Origin of the sequence: Nocardia sp. NPDC002869, from assembly GCF_046764065.1 — a bacterium.
Classification (GTDB): domain Bacteria; phylum Actinomycetota; class Actinomycetes; order Mycobacteriales; family Mycobacteriaceae; genus Nocardia; species Nocardia rhamnosiphila.
Map to the genome: position 1 here is coordinate 41,034 of NZ_JBKOOL010000009.1, position 25,270 is coordinate 66,303.

The window sequence follows — 25,270 nt, forward strand, 5'->3', positions numbered from 1 at the left end:
GGCCCTCGATTCGAAAAGGATTGCCGGGAGGCGGGACTCAGAAGTCCATGCCGCCCATGCCGCCGGTCGGATCGGCCGGCGCGGCGGCCGCCTTCTCCGGCTTGTCGGCGACAACGGCCTCGGTGGTCAGGAACAGGGCCGCGATGGAGGCCGCGTTCTGCAGGGCCGAGCGGGTGACCTTGACCGGGTCGGCGACACCGGCGGCGAGCAGGTCCTCGTACTCGTTGGTCGCGGCGTTGAGGCCATGACCGGCGGGCAGGTTGGAAACCTTCTCCGCGACGACGCCGGGCTCGAGGCCGGCGTTGAAGGCGATCTGCTTCAGCGGAGCCGACAGCGCCACCCGCACGATGTTCGCGCCGGTCGCCTCGTCACCGTCGAGCTTCAGGTCCTCCAGAGCCGGAGCCGACTGCAGCAGAGCCACGCCACCACCGGCGACGATGCCCTCTTCGACGGCGGCCTTGGCGTTACGCACGGCATCTTCGATGCGGTGCTTGCGCTCCTTGAGCTCGACCTCGGTCGCGGCACCGGCCTTGATGACCGCAACACCGCCGGCCAGCTTGGCCAGGCGCTCCTGCAGCTTCTCGCGGTCGTAGTCCGAATCCGAGTTTTCGATCTCGGTGCGGATCTGCGCCACGCGGCCCTGGATGGCCTCCGCGTCGCCCGCGCCCTCGACGATGGTGGTCTCGTCCTTGGTGACGACGACCTTGCGCGCCTGGCCGAGCAGCTCGATGCCGGCGGTCTCCAGGGAGAGGCCGACCTCTTCGCTGATGACCTCGCCACCGGTGAGGATGGCGATATCGGCGAGCTGGGCCTTGCGGCGGTCACCGAAGCCCGGGGCCTTGACGGCGACGGACTTGAAGGTGCCGCGGATCTTGTTCACGACCAGGGTCGACAGGGCCTCGCCCTCGACGTCCTCGGCGATGATCAGCAGCGGCTTGCCGGCCTGGATGACCTTCTCCAGCAACGGCAGCAGGTCCTTGACGGTGGAGACCTTCGAGCCGACCAACAGGATGTAGGGATCCTCGAGGACCGCTTCCTGACGCTCGGGGTCGGTGACGAAGTAGCCCGAGATGTAGCCCTTGTCGAAGCGCATACCCTCGGTGAGCTCCAGCGACAGACCGAAGGTCTGCGCCTCTTCGACGGTGATGACGCCTTCTTTACCGACCTTGTCCATGGCCTCGGCGATCAGCTCACCGATGGACGAGTCGCCCGCGGAGATACCCGCGGTGGCCGCGATCTGCTCCTTGGTGTCGATCTCCTTGGCGGAGTCGAGCAGCCGGGCGGTGACGGCCTCGACGGCCTTCTCGATGCCGCGCTTCAGGCCCAGCGGGTTCGCGCCGGCCGCGACATTGCGCAGACCCTCGCGCACCAGCGCCTGGGCGAGCACGGTGGCGGTGGTGGTGCCGTCGCCCGCGACATCGTCGGTCTTCTTGGCGACTTCCTTGACCAGCTCGGCGCCGATCTTCTCGTACGGGTCCTCCAGCTCGATCTCCTTGGCGATGGACACGCCATCGTTGGTGATCGTGGGGGCGCCCCACTTCTTCTCGAGCACGACGTTGCGGCCCTTCGGCCCCAGCGTCACCTTGACCGCGTCGGCGAGGGCGTTCAGACCCCGCTCGAGGCCGCGACGGGCCTCTTCGTCGTACGCAATTGTCTTGGCCATTGCGGTGAGATCCTCCAAATAATGAGGCTGACACACAGGATGACCGCATTGTCGGGTCACCCTTTAGCTACGCTTGTGGCCAGGCTCGGTGCCCGCGACGGACGACCAGGGGTGTCGTGGTACCCGATCTCACCGTCCCGACCTTGGCACTCTCCGGTGGGGAGTGCCAAAGCCATTTTTAGCACTCGCCGGTTCCGAGTGCAAGGTCGGTCGACACGAAGAGTGCGACGACCCCCGATACGGCTACCCGAATAAGCCCGGCGCCCGTCCCGATTCCGGAGCGACAGAGCGAAGGCGCACAGCGACCGATCGGCGGAGTGAAGAATGGAGACCGAGGCGCCCCGAACCCTGCGATGCCGGAGGCGGTGCCGAAAACTCAGAGACTGTCGGTGACCCGCAGAGCAAGAGCCAGAAAGGCATCCGCACGCCGTTCCTCCGGGGTGCGCGGCTCCCCCTCGTCGATCGTGACGAATTCGGCATCGTGTAGCAGCAGCTCGGCCTCGACCCGCATGATGGCGCGAATGAACGGCGGCGCGACCTCCGGCGGTAGATCACCGTTGACCACATAGCTCCCGTCCGACAACGATTCGGTGGAGACGTAGGTCAATGCGCGCAGCAGATCGTCCCTGTGCTCACCGGCCACCAGGTCGGAGTCCGTTTCATCCGCCATTGCTATAGATTACCGGGCCACCGGCCCGGATCGGGCGCATCGGGACCGCCGCCTGCGGTAACACCAGCGCGGCGGACGGGCGCCACCCGGCCCAGGACGCACCGCGGACCGGTTCGAATCGCGGTGATCGCACGGCGCGGAGTCCCGGGCGCTTCCACGGCCGGGCGTACGTTATTCCTTCTCGGCGACGATCTGCCGCAGCAGTTCGAGCAACCGGGTCTCGATCGGCTCCTTGCGCAATCCGGCATCGCTCAGGATGCCCGAGCCGTTCTCCAATTCGAGCACGGCGAGCAGGATGTGCTCGGTGCCGATGTAGTTGTGCGCGAGCCGCAGGGCCTCGCGGAAAGTCAGCTCCAGCGCTTTTTTCGCGTCGGCGCCGAAGGGGATGAGTCCGCTCATCTTGCCGGCGGCGGTCGCCGTCTTGAGGGCCTCCGGTCCGGCTGTCGCATCGCCGCCCACCGCGGTCAGCGCCGCGCTCGCGACATCGGCCAGCGCGACCCCCTGCTCCACGATCAACTGACCGGCCAGGCCGTCCGCCTCACTGAGCAGGCCCAGGACCAGGTGGCCGATGGAGATCTCGGCACCGCCGGTGATATTCGCGGCCTCCTGGGCCGCGACCACGACCATGCGAGCGCGCGGGGTGAATTTGCCGAATCCGGCATTGGGATCCATCTCGGCGGAGGGATCGCCCGGCGGTTTGGGCACGAAGCGTTTCTGGGCCGCCTGCTTGCTCACACCCATACTGGCGCCGATCTCGGTCCACGAGGCGCCCGACCGGCGGGCCTGATCCACGAAATGACCGATCAGATGGTCGGCCAGCTCACCGAGATGCCCTGCGGTGACCACCGCGTCGGAGAGTTGATCCAGCGCATTGTCGGGCCGGGCCTTCTTGATGACCTCGATGAGGTCGTCCAGACGTACTGTTGCCATGCGTCAACTATAGGTTGACGCATGGCATATCGTCAACCACAAGTTGACGAAACGATCCCTCAGTTCCGCCCGCCCGGCCGGCGCAACCGCAACCGCGAATCGCCGCGCAGCGCGGGCCGCCGGATATCGGGGCGGCGCAGCGCCGGCCGCCGGATCTCCGGGCGGCGCAGGACGGTCAACCGGCGGTCGGCCCGGCGCTGCGCGCGGCGCTCGGACGGTTTGTACTGCCAGGTCTCGGGCCGGGCCGCCACCCAGCGCCGCGAGTACCACGCGAAGGGGATATGCCCCAGGTACAGCACGATCAGTACGAGCAACAGCACGATGGGGTAGGTGATCAGCGCCGCGCCGGCCAGCGCGACCAGCACGAGCAGGCCGGCGGCGGCCTGCGGGGCGACCGACACCGATTTCAGGGCCAGTGTGGGAATGGTGCTCACGCACAGCGCCGCGGCGAAGACCGTCCAAGCCGCGACCACCGGGAAACTCGTCCACCAGCCGTCGCCGAACTGCACGTAGACCGCGATGGGAGCCATCGCGATGAGCGCGCCGGCCGGAGCCGGGACCCCGACGAAGTACTCGCGCGCCCAATCGGGACGGGTGTCGTCGTCGAGCAGGGTGTTGAACCGGGCCAGCCGCAGCACGATGCTCACCGCGAAGAGCAGTGCGACGATCCAGCCCGAGCCGCCGCTCGCACCGTTGAACAGCACCACATAGAGCACCAGCGCCGGCGCCACCCCGAAAGAGATGGCATCGGAGAGGGAGTCCAGCTCGGCGCCGATCTTGGTGGTCGCCGACAGCAACCGCGCCAGCCGGCCGTCGAGGGTATCCAGGACCGCGGCCGCGCCGATCATGGCGAGCGCGATCTTCAGTTCCCCCTCGAGGCCGAACCTGACCGCGGACAATCCCGAGCACAGCGCCAGGATGGTGACGATACTGGGCAGCAGCCGGATCGATCGACGCCGCCTGCCTTCGATGACCTGCTCCATCACACGCCCGCCGACGGCAGGACCGCCAGCACCGTCTCCCCTCCGATCGTCCGCTGGCCGATGTTCACCAGCAGTTCGGTCCCGGCCGGGAAGTAGGTGTCCACGCGGGACCCGAAACGGATCAGGCCGTAGGTGTCGCCGATGGTGATCCGGTCACCGGCGGCGGCGTCGCAGACGATGCGCCGGGCCAGCAGACCGGCGATCTGGACCACCACCACCTGCTGCCCGTCCGCGGTCTCGATCAGCATGCTGCTGCGTTCGTTGACCTCGCTGGCATCGGCCAGGTCGGCGGATTTGAACTGCCCGCGCCGGTAGCGCACATCGCGCACCACGCCCGAGACCGGCGTGCGCTGGACGTGCACGTCCAGGACCGACAGGAAGATGCTCACCCTGGGCAGCGGCTGATCGCCCAGACCCAGCTCGGGCGGAGGCGCCGCCGTGTCGACCAGGGCGACCTCACCGTCCGCGGGGGCGACCACCACTCCGGCCCGGTTCGGCGGGACCCGGTGGGGATGCCGGAAGAAGACGGCGCTCGCCGCGGCCGCCGCGAGGGCGGTCCGGCGGACCCAGCGCCGCCTGCGGCCCAGGACGGCGACCCCGAGCGGAACGGCCACGAAGGGCAATCCGGCCGGATGCATCGGCGGGATCGCACTGCGCACCAGATCGGCCAGATGGGCCGGACCGGTGGTTTCCGGGGTGCCGGGCGGCGTGGGACGGCGTGCCACTGATTCCTCTTTCGTACTCGGTTCGATCGGCGCGGACTCCGGGTGGCGACCGGTCACCGCGCACGGGCCGGCCGAACCTGTCGGCGCAAGCGTTCACACCTTACGCCGAACAGGCCGGTGGCACCGGGTGTCGAACCGAGGCCTACCTCCGTACGACCAACTTCACCAGGAACAAGAGGACGACGGCGCCGACCAGGCAGGTGAAGAAGCTGAAGAACCAGCCTGCGCTGTTCACGTCGACACCGAATGCCGAGAGCAGGAAGCCGCCGATGAGCCCGCCGACGATACCTACCACGATATTGAGCAGAACGCCCTGCTGGGCGTCGGTTTTCATGATCTTACTGGCGATCCAGCCGGCGATACCGCCGATGATGATCCAGCCGATGATGCCGAGTCCGAGCATGAGTTGTTCCTCGCTTGTTCTCCGGGTACCCACCCGCGGCCGCGGGCGTGTATCGCCGCAATACCCGGAGTCGATCTCGATAACCCCGCTGAATATCGAATAAGCGATGCCATCGCCCGTACGAGGAGATAATATGAGGGTGCCTCATGTCTCCGGATTGCCCGGTGACCGCGACCACGCGGCCGGCGGGTGAGGAATCCACATCGAAATCGGGTCCCCTCGCGGCGGCCCAGCCGCAGGTACATAGGAGAAGCACCATGGCTACTCAGATCGCCCAGACAACCGGGGCCCAGCACACCGCGATCCTGGGACTGGGCGTGTACCGCCCGGCGCGAGTCGTGACCAACGACGAGGTAGCCGGACCGATCGATTCCAGCGACGAGTGGATCCGGACCCGTTCGGGTATCCGCACCCGCCGCTTCGCCGACGACACCGAGACCATCCATTCGATGAGCGTGGCCGCCTGTCGCGGCGCCCTGGACTCGGCCGGGATCGCCGGCGACCAGGTCGACTGCGTCATCGTCGCCACTTCGACCCACCTGCTGCTGACTCCCGCCGCCGCGCCCCGGATCGCCACCGAACTCGGCACCGGCGGCGCCGCCGCCTTCGATATCTCGGCGGGGTGCGCCGGCTTCTGCCATGGCCTGGCCATGGCCTCGGACCTGGTCCGCGCGGGCACCGCCTCGCATGTGCTCGTCATCGGGGTGGAAAAACTCAGCGACACCGTCAACCCGGCCGATCGCGGTACCGCGTTCCTGTTCGCCGACGGTGCGGGCGCGGTGGTGGTGGGCGCGGCCGAGGAACAGGGCATCGGGCCGACCGTCTGGGGTTCCGACGGCACCCAGCACCGCGTCATCCGCCAGGACAAGGACTGGGTCGAGTTCTTCGCCGAGATCGAGGAGAAGGGCACCGACGCCGTCCGTCCCTACCTGGCCATGGAGGGCACCGCGGTGTTCCGGTGGGCAGCGCACTCCCTGGAGAAGGTCTGCCGCGACGCCATCGACCGGGCCGGCCTGTCCACCGACGACCTGGACGCCATGATCCCGCACCAGGCCAACGGCCGAATCATCGAGATCATGGCGCGGGTGCTGAAACTGCCGGAGAACTGCGCGCTGGCCAACGATATCGAGGAGGCCGGCAACACTTCGGCAGCCTCGATTCCGCTGGCGATGGAGACCTTGCTGCGCACCGGGCAGTCCAAGCCCGGCGATACCGCGCTGCTCATCGCCTTCGGCGCGGGGCTGTCCTACGCGGCCCAGGTCGTGAACCTGCCGAAGTTCAGTTCGCCTCGGCCGCTGTCCTGATCTTCGCCAGCGATTCGTTCATCCCGGCCACGAGGTTCTCCTCGAACGCCGGCTCCCCACCGAGCACTGCGTCGATCAGGGTCCGCGATACCCAGGTGGTGCCGTTGGGGACGTCCCGGCGTTCGACGAGCCGGGTCCCGTTCTCGGTGGGCTCGAGCGTGTAGGTCCATACCGTCCGGTTCTGGCTCACGCGAAAGGCCAGCGCACTGTTCTTTTCGTAGCGCAGGATGCGCGAGGTGGTCGGCCAGAACTTCCAACCGTCCCGGTTGAGGTTGATCGTCAGCGTGCCCGCTCGCGGCTTGCCGATCGGGACCATGCGGACACACTGGGGGCTGAACTCCGGCATCCGGCTCGGGTCGGCGAGCACCGCCCAGACCCGCTCCGGCGGCGCGGCGATTTCGATGCTGGCTTCGAGGTTTTTCGGCAACATTGCCTCCAGGTAGATGAAACTCCAAGTATCAGAAAGAGTAGCGATAGGCGACGGCTCGGTCACATTTTCCCGTGCCGTGTATCGATATCACCGATCCGGAAGCAGAATTGATTGCGGGACCCCATCGGTTGCCGTACACGCCACCGCCAGCAAGACGCGTCGCCAGCAAATACACAGCTACCGTGAGGTGATGGGCCGTGAACTTTCGCTCGCTACTGCGCCGCCAGACCCCCGGGGGACTGCCGCAACTCCCGGCACTCGAACCCGATGACCCCTCCGGAACCGCCAGGATCGACGAACGGCTGGAACGTCTGCTCACCCCCACCGAACTGGATATGGTCCTGCACCACCGAGTCTGAACCCCGGCGTCCGGAGCCCCGGCTGCGGCCGGGGTGGCCGCGCGCCACCCGGTACGCTGCTGGGCGCGCCGGAGGCTCCGGCGTGGCCGACCACCGGGGAATGCGTTATGAAGCGAATCTCAACTGTTGTGCTCGCCGCTGCCGCCACCGCGGCGCTGGCGCTTTCGAGTTGCTCTTCCGAAGAAGAGCCGGCCGAGGCGTCGGGCCTGCGCAAGAACACCGCGACCGCGCAGACGGCGCCGCAGACGGAATCCGGCGACGTCGCCACCGCCGGAACCACCACCCCCGGCGCGGAGGAAACCCCCGCGCCGTCGCCGGAAACCACCCTGACCGAGGACGATTCCGCCGGCGACGCCCCTGCCGCGGACCGCCCCTCCGACACCACCTGCAGCCAGTTCGCACAGCTCGACGAACCGCAGCAGCAGCAACTCATCGGTCAGATCCTCGCCGAGAATCCCGACAGCGCGTTCGTGGGCAACCCCAACGCCGCACTCGGCACCGCCAAACTGGTGTGCAACTCGCAGAAGCTGGCCGATCAGAAGGTCGCCGTGGTCGCGGGGATCGTCGCCAACGGATAAAGAGGGTGCGGCCGGCCGCGGCCGCACACTTTCAGCTACCGATCACCGCGATCTCATCGTTACCATGGGTGAGGTAAGCGGTATCTCCACCCGGTATCGATCGTGATAGCTCGCGGGACACCCCGTCACCGAGATCGACGGTGGCGCTCACCGTGCACCGGGACGGACCCGAGAACCCGGCCCGTCTCCCGGGACACGATCGACAGAACCGTTCGTCGCCATGCCCGGCCTCGGACACCCGGATTGCGTAGCCGGTCACCGGGCCCGCGCCCCGGCATTCCCGAAAACGGCGCAGAATGGCACGGTGGCTGAGTTGGCGTTGACCGTTCGTCTGAATCCCTCCGCCGCCGACGCCCGGCGCGGGGTGGTCCGGCTGCATCCCGAGGCGCTTACCGCCCTCGGGTTACGCGAATGGGACGGTGTCTCACTCATCGGTGCACGCCGTACCGCGGCCGTGGTGGGCCGGGCCCCCGCGGGGACTCCGGCCGGTACCGCGCTCCTCGACGATGTGACCCTGTCCAATGCCGGACTGCGGGAGAATGCGGGCGTGGTGGTGGCGCCGGCCGTGGTGTACGGCGCCCGCCGCGTCACCGTGAGCGGATCCCGGCAGGCCACGCAGTCGATTCCGGCGGCCACGCTGCGCCAGGCGCTGCTCGGCAAGGTGGTGACCGTGGGTGACACGGTCTCCCTGCTGCCCCGGGAACTGGGACCGGATATTCCGTCGTCGGTGGCGAGTCAGGCCTTGTCGCGGGCGTTCGGGATCGCCTGGACCTCCGAATTGCTCACCGTGGTCACCACCGATCCGCCCGGTGTGCCGGTCAGCGTGCAACCGAACACCGCGGTCGAGTGGACGGCGGGAGTCGCCACCGGTGACGAGCCGGCCCCGGTCCGGGTGCACGAATATCCCGGGCCGGAGCAGGCGCTGGCGCCGAGCCACCTCGACACAGTGACGGGCGGCGACCTGCCCGGATCCGTTCCGGTCGGGACAGCGCCCCCTCCTGAACTGAAGGTGGAGGATCTGGCCGGGGTGCAGCCGCAGGCGGCGAAGCTGGCGGAATGGCTGAGCCTGGCACTCGACGAACCCGAATTGCTGAAGGCGCTGGGCGCGGCCCCGCGGTTGGGTGTGCTCGTCACCGGCCCGGCCGGGGTGGGTAAAACCACGCTGGCCAGAGCGGTCGTGGCACCGCGCCGGATCGTGGAACTGGACGGGCCGTCGGTCGGCGCGGCGGAGAGCGGGGCCCGCTTGCGCGCGGTCGCCGCCGCGGCCGCGGCCGTGGGTTCGGGCCGGGGCGGCATTCTGCTGATCACCGATATCGATGCGCTGCTACCCGAACCGGCCGAACCGGTCGCGACGCTGATCCTGGATCAGTTGCGGGCGGCGCTGGCCGAACCGTGCGTGGCGCTGCTGGCCACCACCGCGCATCCGGCGGCGATCGACCGGCGGTTACGGGCGCCCGATCTGTGTGACCGGGAACTCGCGTTGACGCTGCCCACCGCCGGGATGCGCCGGGCCTTGCTGGAACAGCTGTTGCGCAAGGTGCCCACCGGCGAGCTACGACTGGACGAGATCGCCTCGTCGGCCCCCGGGTTCGTGGTCGCCGATCTCGCCGCGCTGTGCCGGGAGGCGGCCTTGCGGGCGGCCGCTCGGGCGAGCCGGGACGGCACCGAACCACTACTCGAGCAGGAGGACCTGCGCGGCGCGCTGGAGGTCATCCGGCCGCTGTCGCGTTCCGGAACCGAGGAATTGGCGCTCGGTGATCTCGGTCTCGACGATGTGGGCGATATGGCCGAGACCAAGCAGGCGCTGACCGAGTCGGTGCTCTGGCCGCTGCGGCACCCCGATTCGTTCGCGCGGCTCGGTATCGAGCCGCCCCGCGGGGTGCTGCTGTACGGGCCGCCGGGGTGCGGGAAAACCTTCCTGGTACGGGCGCTGGCGGGTAGCGGACAGCTGAGCGTCCACACCGTCAAGGGCGCGGAACTGATGGACAAATGGGTGGGCTCCTCCGAACGCGCGGTGCGCGAACTGTTCCAGCGGGCCCGGGACTCGGCGCCCTCACTGATCTTCCTGGACGAGGTGGACGCGCTGGCGCCGCGCCGCGGCCAGAGCTCCGATTCCGGAGTCACCGACCGGGTGGTGGCGGCGCTGCTCACCGAGTTGGACGGAGTGGAACCGCTGCGCGATGTGGTGGTCCTGGGCGCCACCAACCGGCCGGAACTGATCGATCCTGCCCTGCTGCGACCGGGCCGGCTCGAACGGCTGGTGTTCGTGCCCCCACCGGACGCGGAGGCCCGGGCGGCCATTCTGCGTACGACCGGCCGCGCGGTCCCGCTGGCGGAGTCGGTGGACCTGGACCGGCTCGCGGCTGAGCTGGACGGTTTCTCCGCCGCGGACTGCGCGGCACTGCTGCGCGAGGCGGCGCTGGCGGCCATGCGCCGTGATGTGGACGCCGCGGATGTGACGGCCGCGGATATCGACGCCGCCCGCCGGGCGGTGCGCCCCTCGCTGGAGGCCGATCAGGTGGAGTCGCTGCGCCGGTACGCGGAGGCCCGCCGCTGATTCGTTCCCGTTCTGTCCGATATGCCTGACCTGGTGAAATCGTTGCCCGAGGGTAGCCGGATGCGAGCGCGCATCTCTTAATCTGTACGATTGTCCCAGTTCGTGCTCGCATATGATGAGCGCGCAATACCCCGCCGCCCCTCTCTCGACGGAGGTAACGCTTGCTCGCCATTCTGCTCGCACACGCCTTGGCCGCGCTGATCGCGCCCCCCGCCGTGCGAGTACTGGGCCGCAACGCGTTCTACCCGCTGGCGCTGGTACCGCTCGGCTGCCTCGGCTGGGTGATCGCCCACTGGAACGACGAGATAAAGGTCCGGATGGAGTGGGCTCCGACCATCGATCTGAGCCTGGACCTGCGCTTCGACTCCCTGGCCACCGTGATGAGCGCGCTCGTCCTGGGCATCGGCGCCCTGGTCCTGGCCTACTGCGCCCGCTACTTCACCGACGACGAACCGAAGCTCGGCTCCTTCGCCGCCTGGCTGGTCGCCTTCTCCGGCGCCATGTTCGGCCTGGTCACCAGCGACAACATGCTGTTGCTGTTCACCTTCTGGGAAGTGACCACCGTCCTGTCGTTCCTGCTGGTCGGCCACAACTCCGACAGCGTGCCGGGCCGCCGCGCGGCTCTGCAGGCGCTGCTGGTCACCGGTGCGGGCGGCCTGGCCATGCTCGCCGGCATCGTCATCCTCGGCGAGGCGTACGGCAGCTACCTGCTGTCGGATCTGCTGACTGCCACCGACCGGCCCGGCGGCGTCGCGATACAGGTCGCGGTGGTCCTCGTCCTGGTGGGCGCACTGAGCAAGTCCGCCATCGTGCCGCTGCACTTCTGGCTGCCCGGCGCCATGGCCGCACCCACCCCGGTCAGCGCCTACCTGCACGCCGCCGCCATGGTGAAAGCCGGCGTCTACCTGATCGCGCGCCTGGCGCCCGCGTTCGCCGACGCCCCGGTCTGGCGGCCGCTCGTTCTCACTCTCGGCCTGGCGTCCATGCTGCTGGCCGGTTTGCGCGCGATGCAGGTCACCGACCTGAAACTCGTTCTGGCCTTCGGCACCGTGAGTCAGCTGGGCTTCCTGGTGACCATGGTGGGCCTGGGCACCCCGGATGCGGCGCTCGCCGGTATCGGCCTGGTGGTGGCGCACGCGCTGTTCAAGGCCGCGCTCTTCCTGGTGGTCGGCATCATCGACCATGGGGCAGGCACCCGTGACCTGCGCGAACTCTCCGGATTGGGCCGGCGCTCACCTGTCCTCTTCGGTGCCGCGTCGCTGGCCGCGCTGAGCATGGCGGGCATCCCACCGCTCTGGGGATTCGTGGCGAAGGAGGCGGCGCTGGCCGCCGAACTCGACGCCGCGCCGCTCTCACCCACCGTGCGGCTGCTGCTGGCCGCCGGATTGGTGCTGGGGTCCATGCTCACCGTCGCCTACAGCGCGCGCTTCATCTGGGGCGCTTTCGCCGACAAGCCCGGAGTCCCGGTCCCGGGGTGGCACGCGCCGGGCATCGGACTGAGCGCGGCGCCGGTGCTGCTGGCCGTGGGCTCGCTGGGCGCCGGACTCGCCGCCCCCTGGATGGACGGTCTGCTGGCGCCCTATGCCGAAACCCTGCCCGGCACCCTGACCGGTCACCTCCAGCTCTGGCACGGCCTGACCTGGCCGTTGCTGCTCACCGTCGTGATCATCGCCGGTGGCCTCGCTTTGTTCGCGGCACGGGACCGGTTCGGTGAGTCGGCGACACTGCTGGGCAACGCCGACCGCGGCTACGATGCCGCACTGCGGGCGGCCGACCGGCTCTCGCTACGCATGACCGGTGCCGTCCAGCGCGGTTCGCTGCCGCTCACCCAGGCGGTCATCCTCGTCACCCTGGTGATCGTGCCCGCGGTGGTACTGGCCGTCGGCACCCGGGCCGGGGTCGAACTTCGCCTCTGGGACTCTCCGCTGCAAATGGTGATCGGCGCCATCATGATCGCCATGGCACTGGGCGCGACCGTACTGCGCAACCGGCTGGCCAGCGTGCTGGTGGTCGGGCTCACCGGATACGGATGCGGTGTCGTCTTCGCCTTGCACGGCGCGCCCGACCTGGCATTGACGCAGTTCCTCGTGGAAACGCTGACGCTGGTGGTGTTCGTCCTGGTCCTGCGGGCCTTCCCGGCCGAGATCGGACCGGAACAGCAGGCCGGCTTCCAGGTCGGCCGGGCTACGATCGCCATCGCGGCCGGTATCGCGGTGCCGGTGCTGGCGGCATTCGCCGCGGCGGCGCGCAACGCCCGGCCCATCTGGGAACGTATCCCGGACGCGGCCTACGAATTCGGCGGCGGCAAGAACGCGGTCAATGTGCTGCTGGTCGATATCCGTGCCTGGGACACGCTCGGCGAGATATCGGTGCTGGTCGTAGCTGCCACCGGCGTGGCCTCACTGGTGTTCCGCAGCCGGCGGTTCGGTCTGCCGCCGCGGGCCGCCGACGCACCCAACTATCGGCCCGGCGGCAAGGTGGGCTGGCTGCCCGCGGGCCGGCTGGTCGACCGCCGCGACCGCTCCATGGTCCTGCAGATCACGACCCGCCTGGTGTTCCCCACCATCATGGTGCTGTCGGTCTACTTCTTCTTCTCCGGCCACAATGCGCCCGGCGGCGGTTTCGCCGGTGGTCTCATCGCGGGACTGGCGCTGGTACTGCGTTATCTCGCGGGCGGCCAGTACGAACTAGGCGAGGCACTACCGGTGGAGGCCGGCCATCTGCTGGGCGCCGGGTTGATCCTCGCCGCCGGTACCGCCGGCGCCTCACTGCTGCTGGGTGCGCCGCCGCTGAGCTCGGTCATCCTGGAGACGACCGTTCCGCTGCTCGGCCATGTCAAGCTGGTGACCTCGCTGTTCTTCGACCTCGGTGTCTATCTGATCGTGGTGGGTCTCGTACTGGACGTATTGCGCAGCCTCGGCGCGCGCCTCGACGACGAGTTGGTGCAGTCATGAGCGCGAATCTGACCCTGCTGATCGTCGTCGGCGTACTGGTGGCCTGCGGTGTGTACCTACTGCTCGAACGCACCGTGACGAAAATGCTGCTCGGCATCCTGCTGTTCAGCAATGCGGTGAACCTGCTCATTCTCACCATGGGCGGACCCGACGGGGCGGCACCGATCCGGGGTACGGACGATATCGCACACAGCACCATGGCCGACCCGCTGGCCCAGGCGCTGGTGCTGACCGCCATCGTCATCACCATGGGTGTTTCGGCGTTCGTGCTGGCCCTGGCCTATCGCTCCTACATCCTGACCACGAGCGAAAAAGTCGAGAACGACCCGGAGGATGTCGGGATCGCCGCGCGCCGGCCGGAGGAACCCGAAGAATGAGCTTGTCCCCCGATCTGGTCCCCGCCTTCGCCCCGCTGCCGGTGCTCATCCCGCTGCTGGCCGCCGCCGCGACGCTGGTGGCCGGGCGTCGCGCCCGCGTCCAGCGGATCCTGGCCACGGTCGCGCTGAGCGCCGCGGTGGCCGTCTGCGCGGTGCTGCTGTATCTGGCCGACCGCGACGGGACGGTGGCCGTTCAGGTCGGCGGCTGGGAAACCCCCATCGGTATCACCATCGTGGTGGACCGGCTCTCCGCGGCCATGCTGCTGGTCTCGGCGATCGTGCTGCTCGCGGTCGCCCTCTACGGCGCCGGCCAGAACATCAGCGACGCCCAGGTCCGCCAGCCGACCTCCATCTTCTGGCCCACCTACCTGATCCTCAGTGCGGGGGTGGCGATGGCGTTCCTGGCGGGCGACCTGTTCAACCTGTTCGTCGGTTTCGAGATCCTGCTGGTGGCCTCGTTCGTCCTGCTCACCCTGGGCGCGACGGCGGAACGTATCCGCGCCGGGGTGTCATACGTGATGGTCTCCATGGTGTCGTCGCTGATCTTCCTGATCGGCACCGCTGTCACCTACGGCGCCACCGGCACCCTCAACTTCGCGCAACTGGCCCAGCGGATGGACGCCATCCCGGACGGCGTCCGCCAGGCGGTGTACGCCGTGCTGCTGGTCGCCTTCGGTATCAAGGCCGCGGTGTTCCCCCTGTCGAACTGGCTGCCCGACTCCTACCCCACCGCGCCGGCGCCGGTCACCGCGGTGTTCGCCGGCCTGCTCACCAAGGTCGGTGTGTACGCGATCGTGCGCACCCAAACACTGCTCTTCCCGGACGGCGGATTCGACAATCTGCTGATGATCAGCGGCCTGCTCACCATGCTGATCGGCATATTCGGCGCCATCGCGCAGAGCGATATCCGGCGACTGCTCTCGTTCACGCTGGTCAGCCATATCGGCTACATGATGTTCGGGGTGGGCATCGCCAGTTCGATCGGGCTGGCGGGCACGGTGTACTACATCGCGCACCACATTCTCGTGCAGACGGCGCTGTTCCTGGTGGCCGGGCTGATCGAACGCCAGGCGGGCTCCACCTCGCTGCGGCGGGTGGGCGGGCTGGCCGCGGCGAGCCCACTCCTGGCGGGACTGTTCCTGATCCCGGCACTGAACCTCGGCGGGATCCCGCCCTTCTCCGGTTTCATCGGCAAAGTGGCGCTGCTCCAGGCCGGTGCGCAGGACGGCAGCGCGCTGGCCTGGGTGCTGGTCGCGGGGTCGGTGGTGACCAGTCTGCTGACCCTGTACGTCATGGCGCGGGTCTGGAGCAAGGCGTTCTGGCGGCCGCGCGAACAGGCCCCCGAGGGGCATCTGGTGGCCGCCACCCTGCCGTCGCTGGTGGAGGACAACACCGACATGCTCTACGACGAACGCACCGATCCGGGCCGGTTGCCGACCATGATGGTGCTGCCGACCGCGGCGCTGGTCGCGGTCGGATTGGCGCTGACGGTATGGGCGGGCCCGGTCCTGGGGATCGCCGACCGTGCCGCGGCCGAACTGCAGGACCGGGGCGTCTATATCGGCGCGGTCCTGGGCGGGGGGTCGCGATGAGCAAACTGATGAACCGCGACAATGTGCTGCGCGTCGGCATCCTGATCTGGCTGACCGCGGTGTGGGTGGCGCTGTGGGGCCAGGTCAGCGTCGCCAATGTGCTGGCGGGCGCCGGCGTCGGAGTGGTCATCATGGTGGCCCTCCCACTGCCCTGGATACCGACGCGCGGACGGTTACGGCCGGTACCGCTGGTGAAACTGACGGCGGTCAGCATCTACTACGCCCTGGAATCCAGTTTGCAACTTGCCTGGTTCGCATTGCGGCCCGGGCCACCGCCCCCTTCCGGCGTGCTGAAGGTGCAGTTCGCGTTCCGGTCGGATCTGGTCATGGTGCTGTGCACCAACCTGATAAATCTGATCCCGGGCACCATGGTGCTGGAGATCGATCGCGAACACTGTGCGGCCTACGTGCACGTCATCGATGTCAGCAGTGCGGAGGCGGTGGCCGAGTTCTACCGCACCATCCGGGTGCTGGAGCGGTTGCTGATCGATGGGCTGGAACGTCGGGCCACTCCGCTCCCCCGCCGACCGGTCAGGAGGTGACCAGATGATTGTCGTGGCCGTGGTGGCCGCGGTCCTGCTCAGTGCGGCCGCGTTGATCACTGCTTACCGCATACTCGCAGGTCCCGACACCCTCGACCGGGTGGTCGGGATCGACTCGATCATCGCGATGGCGATCTGCGGCCTCGCGGTGTGGGCGGCCTACAGCCGCGACACCACCGTGGTGCCCGCCATCGTCGCGCTGTCGCTGGTGGGCTTCCTCGGTTCGGCCGCCGTCACCCGCTTCCGGGTCCGGGACGACCGATGAACACCGTATTCGACTGGATCTCCGGCCTCCTGATCATTTTCGGCGCGGTACTGGCGCTGACCGCGGCTATCGGCATCGTCCGGTTCCCGGACACGCTGTTTCGTATGCACTCCGCAACCAAACCACAGGTCATCGGTCTTATTTCGGTGCTGGCCGGCACCTGTATCCGGGTTTACGACGACCCCAATGTGTGGATGCTGGTGCTGGTGGGCCTGTTCACGTTGCTCACCGCACCGGTGATCGCCCACCTGATCGGCCGCACCGCCTACCGGGAGCAACTGCACCGCAAAGATCTGCTGGTGGTCAACGAACTCGAGGACGAACTGGATCGGCCGCAGCCGTGACCCCGGCGACCCGGTGGGCCGCCACCGTATCGAGGGCCGCCGTATCGAGTGGGTCGGCCGTAGCGACCACCGCGTCCGCGGCGGGATCCGGCAGTGTCGCTACCCCGGCCGGAACCGGCCGCTCCCGGCGGCGCCGGGCGAACCACGTGGCGTGGAAACCCGCCGCCATCGCCGCGAGCAGCGCCGAGACGACCGAACCCGCGACCACCGGATAGTCGGCCATGTGCACCGCCAGATACCGGTAGCCGACGAGCAGCGTCACCAGTATCACCGCCCCACCGGCCACCAGCCGGATCCGGAACCGGCCCCAGCCGCGTTCGGGTTCCCGCAGCGCCGATTCCACGGTCAGGCACAGCACCGCCCCGGCGACCAGGTCCACGCCGTAGTGGTAGCCGAAACCGAGGGTCGCGGCCAGCGTGCACAGCAGCCAGAACATCCCACCCCAGCGCAACCAGGTCGGCGCGAGCGAACCGTCGGGGTTGCGGCGGGTGTGCAGGAAGAGCGCCAGCGCCCACGCGGTGTGCATCGAGGGCATGCAGTTGCGCGGGGAGAACGAGTCGAAGGCCATCGCTTCCGGCGCACGGTCGAGCGGCGGCAGCACATCGGGCCAGAAATTGCCGACCTGGAAGCCGTTCCCGTCGACCCCGTAGGCGAACATCGGTCCGACCACCGGAAACAGTATGTACACCAGCGGTCCGACCAGACCGAGCACCAGGAACGTGCGCACCAGATAGTGATTCGGCCACCGGCCGCCCGCCGCCACCGAGCGCAACTGCCAGACCGCCACCACGATGGCCGCCGCCGGCAGTTCGATGTACACCCAGTGCAGTACCGCGTCGGGTATCGGTCCCAAGGTTTCCAGTACCCGGCCCATCACCCACGCCGGATCACCGAGCGCGTGATCGGCCAGCATCACGTACTGGTCCAGTACCTGTGGCCGCAGGTCCACGGTGATGTGCAACCAGACGTCACCGACCTTGGTCGCGAGGATCAGCAGCGCGCCCAGCGCGGCCGCGTGCAGCGCGTTGCGCCGTTCTGCACCCGTCCAGCGCAACCAGGCCACCAGCGCCAACGCGGTGAGCACGAGGACCGGCCCGTTGCCCACGGTGAACGGTCCTCCCAGCAGCAGCCGCACCCCCGCGCACGCCAGGTCGATCAGTACGGCCGCCCCCGCGGCGATCCACCGGCGCCGGGCCGGGATACCGACCAGCGCGAGAACCAGGCCCGCCCAGGGCACGGTCATGGATTTGGGGGTGCCGATGTAGTCGCGGGCCAGGCTCGTCAGCGGCCCTTCGAAATTCCGCCACATCGCCACGCCCTGCAACACCAGCAGCAGTACCGGTACCGCGGCGACGGCGGCGACCCGAACCCCCCGGCGCGGCACAGCACTGTGCGCCGCTGCTCCAGCTCCCATATTCGGGTTTTCGACTAGCACCCGACCATCGTAAACGGCACGTGAACGGCAGGTCACCGGGCTGCTGAACAGCAGCGTACCGACCCGGGTCAGCTATCGAGTTCGCGGACCAGCGCGTCCACCACCGCGACCAGATCCCCCTGCGCGGCCGCCGCCACCTGCCGCTGCCGCTGATAGTTGGCCCCGCGCCGCGGAATATCGGCCACCGCGGCGAGTTCGGCCACGCAATCCAGGCGCCGCGCGGTCGGCTCCAGCCGGGTCAGCAGATCGTCGAGGTCCTCGGTGACCAGACGTTCACGGTTGTCGTCACCCACGATCACGATGGCGTCCAACCCGTAACGCGCGGCCCGCCATTTGTTCTCCTGCACATGCCAGGGCGGCAGGGTGGGCAGCGACTCACCGCGTTCCACCCGCTCGTCCAGGTGCACGATCAGGCAATGGATGAACGCCGCGAGGGCGGCCAGTTCCGCCCGGTTGGAGATACCGTCGCAGATACGTACCTCGATGGTTCCCCATTTCGGGGCGGGCCGGATATCCCAGTGCATACCGCCGAGCTGTTCGAACACACCGGTTTTCATCTGATCGTGCACATAGCGTTCGAATTCGTTCCAGTTCTCGAACTGGAACGGCAGCCCCGCCGTGGGCAACTGCTGGAACATCAGCGCGCGATTGCTCGCGTACCCGGTGTCCGAACCGGACCACATCGGTGAGGAGGCCGACAGCGCCAGCAGATGCGGATAGGACAGCAGCAGGGAGTTGAGAATGGGAAAGACCTTGTCCCGGTGCGACACCCCGACGTGCACGTGCACGCCCCAGATCAGCATCTGCCGTCCCCACCACTGCGTGCGTTCGATCAGTTCGTCGTAGTGCTCGGACCGGGTGAGCTGCTGAGTGGACCATTGCGCGAACGGATGCGTGCCCGCGCAGAACAGATCCACGCCGAGTTCGTCGGCGGCCCGGCGCACCGTATTCATGGTGCCCGAGAGATCCGCCACCGCGGCCCCGACGGTTTCGTGCACCCCGGTGACGAGTTCCACTGTGTTGCGGAGCAGTTCTTTGGTCACCTGCGGGGTGCCGTCGTGCGCCCGCAGCTCACCCACCGCGTCGAAAACGGCTGCCGCCGTATTGGACAGATCGCGGCTCGTCTTGTCGACCAGCGCGATCTCCCATTCGATCCCCACGGTCGGCCGAGGCGAACCGCGGAACGGCACCGGCTCGATCCGCGCCCCACCCATATCGGCCCCTCCGTCTTGCTTCTAACCGATGACGCCGCAGGCGACCCGGCCGCCCGCGTCACCGGTGCTCATCGTCTGCTGATCCGGGCCGGCGCCACCCTCGCGGTTGTAACGGTCCGGGATATTGGCGAAGTTGTCCGAATTGGCGTGCACGATGATCGCCTTACCCCGGATATCACTCAGGCTCACCGTATCGGTCGTGGTCACCAGGTAGCCGTGGCCGTCCTTGCGGACCTGCAACGAGGTCAGGTCACCGCTGGCGGGATGCCCGGTGGCACCGCCGACCTGCAGATGTCCACCCGCGGAAAGGAAGTCACCGGGCGCACCACCGGCCGGCGGGGCGGAATTCGCCTCGCATTTGCCTTCCTGGTGGATGTGCAGGCCGTGGAAACCGGGGGTCAAACCGGTTGTGTCGACGGTGATCCGCAGATGGTTGCCCTCGTCGGCGATATTCGCCGTCCCGACCTTCGCGCCACTCGGCGACTTCAGTTCGACCTCGGTCCCCGAACCGGCCGGGGACTTCCGCTCTTCTCCGTGCTCACCGGACTCGCCCGCACCGGCCGGGGCCGGGGACGAGGTCCATACCGGCGGAGTCGTCCCCGTCACGTCACTGGATTCCTGACTGTTCGTGCAGGCAACGAGGCCGAAAGCCGCGACAGCCAGCACCGGGGTCACGCTCCGCCAAGACCGGCGACGAGAAGTGGACTGTGCCATCAGGGAACTCCTTTACGAGTACCGAGTTTAGGGGTAGAGCGTTTCGACAACGATCTTTCGACGCACAAGATGATGCCACGCCGCCCCCGTCCGGCCGGGACACCCCCGATCTCGGGAGACGCGTGTCACCGACCGGTCACCACCACGACGACTCCCGACCCGTCGCCCAGACCCGGGATCATCGGCGCGGTGGTGGCGCCGATATCCGCGGCGACCGCGGCGGCGGTGGCCTCGTCGGCCGGCGCCGGACCGTAGTACACGGTGGTTTTCTCGAGCGTGGTGGCGGCGTAGTTGCCGGTGGAGGTGTTGGTCCAGCCACGTGCCGTGAGCTCGTTCGCGGTCGTGGATGCCAGACCCGCGACCATGCTGTTGTTGAGCACCCGGACCGGGGCCGAGTGGTCGACCCCGTCGGCCGCCGCCGTGGTGCTCGGCGCGGCGGCGGTGGTGGTACCGGATTCGACGGCCGCGGTGGTGGGCGCGGCCGCGGTGGTGGTGCCGGCGCGCGGCGCGGCCAGCGCGGTTGTCGACGAGGCCGCCGTGTTCTCGGCGTTGTCCGAACTCTCCGAGTCCGCACTCGACAGCGACATCGCGCCCAGACCGGCGAAAACGATCGACAGGGCGATCAGAACCATTGCCGTCGCACGCAGCGGCGGTCCACCGGAGCCAGGGTTCGAATTGCTCACCCGCCCGAGCCTAGCGGTTGCTGTGTTCATTTGCCCCGCCTCCGGCGGGGCGGGTCGGGGCCCTGTGACCCCGAGCACGGATATCGACCGTCCAGGGAGGGTAGAAAGGTGCGTACGGGGCGATCCGGCGCCTGCGCCGACCGGCAGGAGTCCGGCTTCAGACCTGGAAGCCGAGCTTTCGCGCCGCTCGGGATTTCTGCCGGCTGGCGCGCAGCCTGCGCAGGCGCTTCACCAGCATCGGGTCGGCGGCCAGGGCCTCGGGCCGGTCGATGAGGGTGTTGAGCACCTGGTAGTAACGGGTCGGTGACAGCGCGAACAGTTCGCGGATCGCCTCTTCTTTGGCGCCCGCGTACTTCCACCACTGTCGCTCGAAGGCCAGGATCTCGTGTTCGCGGCGGCTCAGGCCGCTCTCGGGATCTTGCGCCCCTTCGGGATTCGTATTCGCTGTGTTGGCCGGAGGACCGCCCTGGATTGCGGAAAGATCCCGCGCTGCTGCGCCGTCCATCTTGCTCCTCGCCGAGTTACCACCGGACGCGATCGCCGTATCAGGGCACGATCGGGTCACCGTGTTACTGCCTTGCGATATTCAACCACGCCGTCCGGACGAGCGCTGGCGTCGACGTCCGGCGTGTCCGGTACGGTGGTACCACATATTGTGCGAGAACCCGTTCCACCTGCCCGGATCGGTAACGGCGGCCACGCAGAGCAGGCCCTTTTCACCGGCCGCCGCCGCCCCCAATAAGCTCGTGTCATGTCAATCCTGCCCATCGTGATCGTCGGCGACCCCGTGCTGCACGGCCCCACCGCGCCGGTGACCGAATCGCCGGCGGAACTGGCCGGGCTGATCACGGATATGTACGAGACCCTGGACGCCGCCAACGGCGTCGGCCTGGCCGCCAACCAGGTCGGCGTGTCCAAGCGCCTCTTCGTCTACGACTGCCCGGACCGGGCCGAGGACGGCACGGTGGTGCGGCGCCGGGGAGCGGTGATCAACCCCGTACTGGAGACCTCGGCGATCCCGGAGACCATGCCGGATCCCGACGACGACGAAGAGGGCTGTCTGTCGGTCCCCGGCGAGCAGTACCCCACCGGCCGGGCCGAGTGGGCCAGGGTGACCGGCACCGACGAGCACGGCGAACCCGTCACGGTCGAGGGCACCGATTTCTTCGCCCGCATGCTGCAGCACGAGGTCGGCCATCTCGACGGCTACCTCTACATCGACGTCCTGGTCGGACGCCACGCGCGGGCGGCGAAGAAGGCCGTCAAACGCAACGGCTGGGGCGTCCCCGGCCGCACCTGGCTGCCCGGCAGCGATCCGGACCCCTTCGGACATGACGACTGACCCGCACGACCACGACGGCGACATCCCGATCACGGAGATCCCGCTCGGCGAGCGGGTCGTGGTGCGATACCGGCTCCCCGAGGGCAGCACCCCGCCGCTCACCGATGTGATCGGTGAGGTGGTGGAGACGAATCCGCTGACCGTCCTGGCCGCCGACGGCCATCCGGTGATGATCCCGGCGGCCGGCGTGGTGGCGTTGAAATCGCTGGCTCCCAGACCGATTCGCACCTCGGAGATCCGCGCGCTGGAGACCGCGGCGGCGTTCGGCTGGCCCGGTACGGAATCCGCCTGGATCGACGGCTGGCTGCTGCGCGCCGGACACGGTTACACCCGCCGCGCCAATTCCGCGGTGCCCATAGGTGATTCGAACGGGCCGGCCCGGATCACCCCGGACACCCTGCACCGGATCGGCGCCTGGTACGCCGCCCTGGGATTGCCGCTGCAATTGGCGCTTCCGGACCGGCTGGCCACCGTGCCGCCGGGCTGGAACAGCTGGGGCGAAACCCGCGTCCTGGGCATCGACCTGGAGAATTTCGTCCTCCCGCAGGGCCCGTCCATGGTGCGTATCGCGCCCGAACCCGATATCGCGTGGCTGGAGATCCACCGCTACCGCGGCGACGAACCGAGCGGCCACTCCGCCACGGTCCCGTTGCCCGAAGTACTCTCCGCCGTGCACGACGGGCAGCTGGGTTTCGCCTCGCTGGGCCTGCCCAATCCCATCGCCATCGCCCGCGGCGCACTCACCTCCGCCTCCGACGGCCGCCGCTGGGTCGGCCTGACCTGTGTGGCGGTGGTGGCCGCCCATCGCCGGCACGGCCTGGCCGCACTCGTCTGCGGGGAACTGCTGCGCTGGGGTCGCGATCGTGGCGCGACACACGCGTACGTCCAGGTCGAGGCCGGTAATGTGGACGCCCTGGAGCTGTTCGGCGAACTCGGGTTCGTCGATCACCACAGCTACCGCTACGCCGTCCCCGGCAGTGCCGGGGTGGCCGGGCAGTAACGCCGGTACACCCCGGACTACGGTTCACCCGACTCGCGAAAAGGTAATTTGTTGCGCCTGGCCACCTGGAATGTCAATTCGATCCGCTCCCGGCAGGACCGGGTGCTGGCCTGGCTGGATCGGCAGGACATCGATGTGCTGGCGATCCAGGAGACCAAATGCCGGGACGACCAGTTCCCCTTCGAGCGTTTCGCCGAGGCCGGTTACGAGGTCGCGCATGTGGGGTTGAACCAGTGGAACGGGGTGGCGATCGCGTCGCGGGTCGGTCTCGACGAGGTGGAGATCGGGTTCCCGGACCAGCCCGGATTCGATCGGGACGCCGCCGATACGCTCATCCCCTCGCCGACCGTCGAGGCGCGGGCCCTGGGCGCCACCTGCGACGGAGTCCGGGTGTGGAGTCTGTACGTACCCAACGGGCGCGCGCTGGCCGATCCGCACTACGAGTACAAACTGGCCTGGCTGGCCGCGCTCCGCGACAACGCCGCCCGCTGGCTGGCCGCCGACCCGCAGGCGAAGACGGCTCTGGTGGGGGACTGGAATATCGCGCCCACCGACGACGATGTGTGGTCACCGGAGCTGTTCGCCGGCAGAACCCATGTCTCGCAACCGGAACGGGACGCGTTCACCGCGATCACCGATACCGGTTTCGCCGATGTCATGCGGCCCTTCGCTCCCGGCCCCGGCGTGTACACCTACTGGGACTACACCCAGCTGCGTTTCCCGCGTAAGGAAGGGATGCGTATCGATTTCGTGCTGGCCTCGCTGGCCCTGGCCGCGACGGTGGTCGACGCCGGGGTGGACCGGGAGGAACGCAAGGGCAAGGGCGCCAGCGACCACGCTCCGGTGATCGCCGAATTCACCCTGTGACGCCGTTACAGCCAGTCCGCGAGCGGATCGGTGGCGAGGAAGACACCGAGCGGCTCGGGAATTTCGATATCGGTGCCGAACGGCACGGTCACCTTGGTGCTGTAGCGCCCGTCCTCGGGCTCGCTGTACACGCTCACCTCCGCGGCCCCGCGGTCGATCAGGAAGTAGAGCGGGATACCCGTGGCCGCGTACAGGAACGGCTTGTCGAGCCGATCCCGCAGTTCGGTGTGCTGGGCCCGGGAACTGATCTCGATGGTCATGAGCACCGGCTGCGGGTCCGACCATTCACCTTCCCCGGCGAAGGCCGAGGCGGGCGCGAGGATGGCGTCGGGTCGCACACGGCTGCCACCGGTACGCCCGGCCCGCAGGCCGCGATCGGCGAAAAGCCACAGTTCGGACCGGCGCGGCACCAGGAACCGCGCCAGCCACTGCACGACCCGGGTGTGGTTGGTATCCGGTCGTGCCTTCGCGGCCAGCAGGCCGTTCAGATACTCGAGCCGCAGCCCTTCGGAAATCCGCTGGGCCGCCGCGTCGAGTTCCTCGAACTCGTCGACGGTCATCAGCGATCCATGCGAGAGGGTCACGGATAGACCCTATCTCTCGGTCGGTGGATACGGTCCGAGGCGGGTATGGTCGGCGGCGGAAAATTTCACATGCCGACGGGGGCTCGCACCAGCGGGCTGAGAGGACGGCTAGCTCCACGGAGCGCTCAGGGCTGTCGACCGTATGAACCTGACCGGGTAATGCCGGCGTAGGGAGAAAATTATGACGACCACACCTGTCGATTCGGTGACCACCGGTCCGATCGAGGGCAGCGTCAAGCACTATCGGGATATCGACGGTCTACGTATTCCGGTGCGCCGGATCGAGCTGACCAACGGCGACCATTTCGACGTCTACGACACGTCCGGCCCGTACACCGATGACGCCGCGACGATCGATCTGGAGGCGGGCCTGCCCGCGCTCCGGAACGAGTGGGACAAACCGGATGTGCCCGGCCCGCGTACTCAGCTCGCCTGGGCCCGGGCGGGGCTCGTGACCCCGGAGATGCGCTTCGTCGCCGCCCGGGAGGGCGTACCGGCGGAGCTGGTGCGTGCGGAGGTCGCCGCCGGCCGCGCGGTGATCCCGGCCAACCACCGGCATCCGGAACTGGAGCCGACCGTGATCGGCAAGAAGTTCCTGGTGAAGATCAACGCCAATATCGGCAATTCGGCCGTCTCGTCCTCGATCGCCGAGGAGGTCGAGAAGATGGTGTGGGCCACCCGGTGGGGCGCCGACACGATCATGGAACTGTCCACCCGCAAGAACAACCACGAGACCCGCGAGTGCATCCTGCGAG

The 25,270-nt window shown here is 68.5% G+C and carries 27 protein-coding genes and 1 riboswitch; of the genes, 14 read left to right on the forward strand and 13 right to left on the reverse strand.

Features of this window, described 5'->3' with window-relative positions; all coding sequences use genetic code 11:
* Positions 1-37 precede the first annotated feature (37 nt).
* The 6 genes from groL to ACLML9_RS02905 form a co-directional block, all read right to left on the reverse strand.
* Positions 38-1,663, reverse strand: a complete 1,626-nt coding sequence (groL, locus tag ACLML9_RS02880) for a chaperonin GroEL (RefSeq protein WP_411944006.1) — start codon at positions 1,661-1,663, stop codon at positions 38-40.
* Positions 1,664-2,039: 376 nt separating this feature from the next.
* Positions 2,040-2,333: a DUF222 domain-containing protein gene (locus ACLML9_RS02885; protein ID WP_030524663.1), complete on the reverse strand. Its 294-nt coding sequence runs from the start codon at positions 2,331-2,333 to the stop codon at positions 2,040-2,042.
* Positions 2,334-2,504: 171 nt separating this feature from the next.
* The gene (locus ACLML9_RS02890; RefSeq protein WP_411943987.1) at positions 2,505-3,263 is read right to left on the reverse strand and encodes a Clp protease N-terminal domain-containing protein; all 759 of its coding nucleotides are present in this window, start codon (positions 3,261-3,263) and stop codon (positions 2,505-2,507) included.
* 59 nt (positions 3,264-3,322) lie between these two features.
* Positions 3,323-4,246, reverse strand: coding sequence for a CDP-alcohol phosphatidyltransferase family protein (locus tag ACLML9_RS02895; protein WP_411944007.1), 924 nt, complete (start codon positions 4,244-4,246; stop codon positions 3,323-3,325).
* Positions 4,246-4,971, reverse strand: a complete 726-nt coding sequence (locus tag ACLML9_RS02900; protein ID WP_411943988.1) for a phosphatidylserine decarboxylase — start codon at positions 4,969-4,971, stop codon at positions 4,246-4,248. Before ACLML9_RS02900 ends, ACLML9_RS02895 begins: the two co-directional genes overlap by 1 nt.
* Positions 4,972-5,113: 142 nt before the next feature.
* Positions 5,114-5,374 (reverse strand): GlsB/YeaQ/YmgE family stress response membrane protein, encoded by a 261-nt coding sequence (locus ACLML9_RS02905; protein ID WP_411943989.1) that lies wholly within the window; start codon positions 5,372-5,374, stop codon positions 5,114-5,116.
* A gap of 257 nt (positions 5,375-5,631) precedes the next feature.
* Between ACLML9_RS02905 and ACLML9_RS02910 the strand changes: the two genes are divergently transcribed.
* A complete protein-coding gene (locus ACLML9_RS02910) occupies positions 5,632-6,678 on the forward strand; it encodes a beta-ketoacyl-ACP synthase III (protein WP_356994595.1) in 1,047 nt (348 codons plus the stop codon).
* Here ACLML9_RS02910 and ACLML9_RS02915 read toward each other — a convergent pair.
* A complete protein-coding gene (locus ACLML9_RS02915; RefSeq protein WP_030524669.1) occupies positions 6,653-7,105 on the reverse strand; it encodes an SRPBCC family protein in 453 nt (150 codons plus the stop codon). The two genes, ACLML9_RS02910 and ACLML9_RS02915, sit on opposite strands and share 26 nt — an antisense overlap.
* Before the next feature lie 200 nt (positions 7,106-7,305).
* On the opposite strand from ACLML9_RS02915, the gene ACLML9_RS02920 reads away from it, so the two are divergent.
* From ACLML9_RS02920 to mnhG, 9 genes are all read left to right on the forward strand, one after another.
* Positions 7,306-7,467: a hypothetical protein gene (locus tag ACLML9_RS02920; RefSeq protein ID WP_411943990.1), complete on the forward strand. Its 162-nt coding sequence runs from the start codon at positions 7,306-7,308 to the stop codon at positions 7,465-7,467.
* 107 nt (positions 7,468-7,574) lie between these two features.
* Positions 7,575-8,045: a hypothetical protein gene (locus ACLML9_RS02925; protein WP_411943991.1), complete on the forward strand. Its 471-nt coding sequence runs from the start codon at positions 7,575-7,577 to the stop codon at positions 8,043-8,045.
* Between the two features lie 304 nt (positions 8,046-8,349).
* The gene (locus ACLML9_RS02930; protein WP_411943992.1) at positions 8,350-10,602 is read left to right on the forward strand and encodes an AAA family ATPase; all 2,253 of its coding nucleotides are present in this window, start codon (positions 8,350-8,352) and stop codon (positions 10,600-10,602) included.
* 161 nt (positions 10,603-10,763) lie between these two features.
* A complete protein-coding gene (locus tag ACLML9_RS02935; protein WP_411943993.1) occupies positions 10,764-13,556 on the forward strand; it encodes a Na+/H+ antiporter subunit A in 2,793 nt (930 codons plus the stop codon).
* Positions 13,553-13,933: a Na(+)/H(+) antiporter subunit C gene (locus tag ACLML9_RS02940; protein WP_030524673.1), complete on the forward strand. Its 381-nt coding sequence runs from the start codon at positions 13,553-13,555 to the stop codon at positions 13,931-13,933. The genes ACLML9_RS02935 and ACLML9_RS02940 overlap by 4 nt, the downstream gene beginning before the upstream one ends.
* Positions 13,930-15,525 (forward strand): Na+/H+ antiporter subunit D, encoded by a 1,596-nt coding sequence (locus ACLML9_RS02945; RefSeq protein ID WP_411943994.1) that lies wholly within the window; start codon positions 13,930-13,932, stop codon positions 15,523-15,525. The genes ACLML9_RS02940 and ACLML9_RS02945 overlap by 4 nt, the downstream gene beginning before the upstream one ends.
* Positions 15,522-16,067, forward strand: a complete 546-nt coding sequence (locus tag ACLML9_RS02950; protein ID WP_411943995.1) for a Na+/H+ antiporter subunit E — start codon at positions 15,522-15,524, stop codon at positions 16,065-16,067. Before ACLML9_RS02945 ends, ACLML9_RS02950 begins: the two co-directional genes overlap by 4 nt.
* 4 nt (positions 16,068-16,071) lie before the next feature.
* Positions 16,072-16,332, forward strand: a complete 261-nt coding sequence (locus ACLML9_RS02955) for a monovalent cation/H+ antiporter complex subunit F (protein WP_411943996.1) — start codon at positions 16,072-16,074, stop codon at positions 16,330-16,332.
* Positions 16,329-16,676, forward strand: coding sequence for a monovalent cation/H(+) antiporter subunit G (mnhG, locus tag ACLML9_RS02960; RefSeq protein WP_411943997.1), 348 nt, complete (start codon positions 16,329-16,331; stop codon positions 16,674-16,676). Before ACLML9_RS02955 ends, mnhG begins: the two co-directional genes overlap by 4 nt.
* On the opposite strand, the gene ACLML9_RS02965 is transcribed toward mnhG, so the two are convergent.
* The 5 genes from ACLML9_RS02965 to ACLML9_RS02985 form a co-directional block, all read right to left on the reverse strand.
* Entirely contained in the window at positions 16,636-18,090 is a 1,455-nt protein-coding gene (locus ACLML9_RS02965) for a DUF5933 domain-containing protein (RefSeq protein ID WP_411944008.1), read from the reverse strand. The genes mnhG and ACLML9_RS02965 overlap by 41 nt on opposite strands.
* Before the next feature lie 89 nt (positions 18,091-18,179).
* Entirely contained in the window at positions 18,180-19,325 is a 1,146-nt protein-coding gene (locus tag ACLML9_RS02970; protein WP_411943998.1) for a glutamate--cysteine ligase, read from the reverse strand.
* Positions 19,326-19,346: 21 nt separating this feature from the next.
* The gene (sodC, locus tag ACLML9_RS02975; protein WP_411943999.1) at positions 19,347-20,039 is read right to left on the reverse strand and encodes a superoxide dismutase[Cu-Zn]; all 693 of its coding nucleotides are present in this window, start codon (positions 20,037-20,039) and stop codon (positions 19,347-19,349) included.
* A 125-nt stretch (positions 20,040-20,164) separates the two neighbouring features.
* Positions 20,165-20,722 carry a LytR C-terminal domain-containing protein gene (locus tag ACLML9_RS02980; RefSeq protein ID WP_411944000.1) on the reverse strand — a complete coding sequence of 186 codons (558 nt, stop codon included), beginning with the start codon at positions 20,720-20,722 and terminating at the stop codon, positions 20,165-20,167.
* A gap of 157 nt (positions 20,723-20,879) precedes the next feature.
* On the reverse strand, positions 20,880-21,227 hold the full coding sequence (locus tag ACLML9_RS02985; protein ID WP_396901929.1) for a DUF3263 domain-containing protein: 348 nt from the start codon (positions 21,225-21,227) through the stop codon (positions 20,880-20,882).
* 246 nt (positions 21,228-21,473) lie between these two features.
* Here ACLML9_RS02985 and ACLML9_RS02990 point away from each other — a divergent pair, with 246 nt between their 5' ends.
* The 3 genes from ACLML9_RS02990 to ACLML9_RS03000 are packed head-to-tail and all read left to right on the forward strand — an operon-like array spanning position 21,474 to position 23,931.
* Positions 21,474-22,064 carry a peptide deformylase gene (locus ACLML9_RS02990; RefSeq protein WP_411944001.1) on the forward strand — a complete coding sequence of 197 codons (591 nt, stop codon included), beginning with the start codon at positions 21,474-21,476 and terminating at the stop codon, positions 22,062-22,064.
* Positions 22,054-23,064, forward strand: a complete 1,011-nt coding sequence (locus ACLML9_RS02995) for a GNAT family N-acetyltransferase (protein WP_411944002.1) — start codon at positions 22,054-22,056, stop codon at positions 23,062-23,064. The genes ACLML9_RS02990 and ACLML9_RS02995 overlap by 11 nt, the downstream gene beginning before the upstream one ends.
* A 51-nt stretch (positions 23,065-23,115) precedes the next feature.
* Positions 23,116-23,931: an exodeoxyribonuclease III gene (locus tag ACLML9_RS03000; RefSeq protein WP_411944003.1), complete on the forward strand. Its 816-nt coding sequence runs from the start codon at positions 23,116-23,118 to the stop codon at positions 23,929-23,931.
* A gap of 5 nt (positions 23,932-23,936) precedes the next feature.
* Here the strand turns inward: ACLML9_RS03000 and ACLML9_RS03005 are convergent, their stop codons facing one another.
* Positions 23,937-24,515: a Uma2 family endonuclease gene (locus ACLML9_RS03005; protein ID WP_411944004.1), complete on the reverse strand. Its 579-nt coding sequence runs from the start codon at positions 24,513-24,515 to the stop codon at positions 23,937-23,939.
* A gap of 65 nt (positions 24,516-24,580) precedes the next feature.
* Positions 24,581-24,706, forward strand: a riboswitch (TPP riboswitch).
* Between ACLML9_RS03005 and ACLML9_RS03010 the strand changes: the two genes are divergently transcribed.
* Positions 24,697-25,270 (forward strand): phosphomethylpyrimidine synthase ThiC (locus ACLML9_RS03010; protein ID WP_411944005.1); only part of this gene is annotated, 574 nt, incomplete at its 3' end. It overlaps the preceding riboswitch by 10 nt.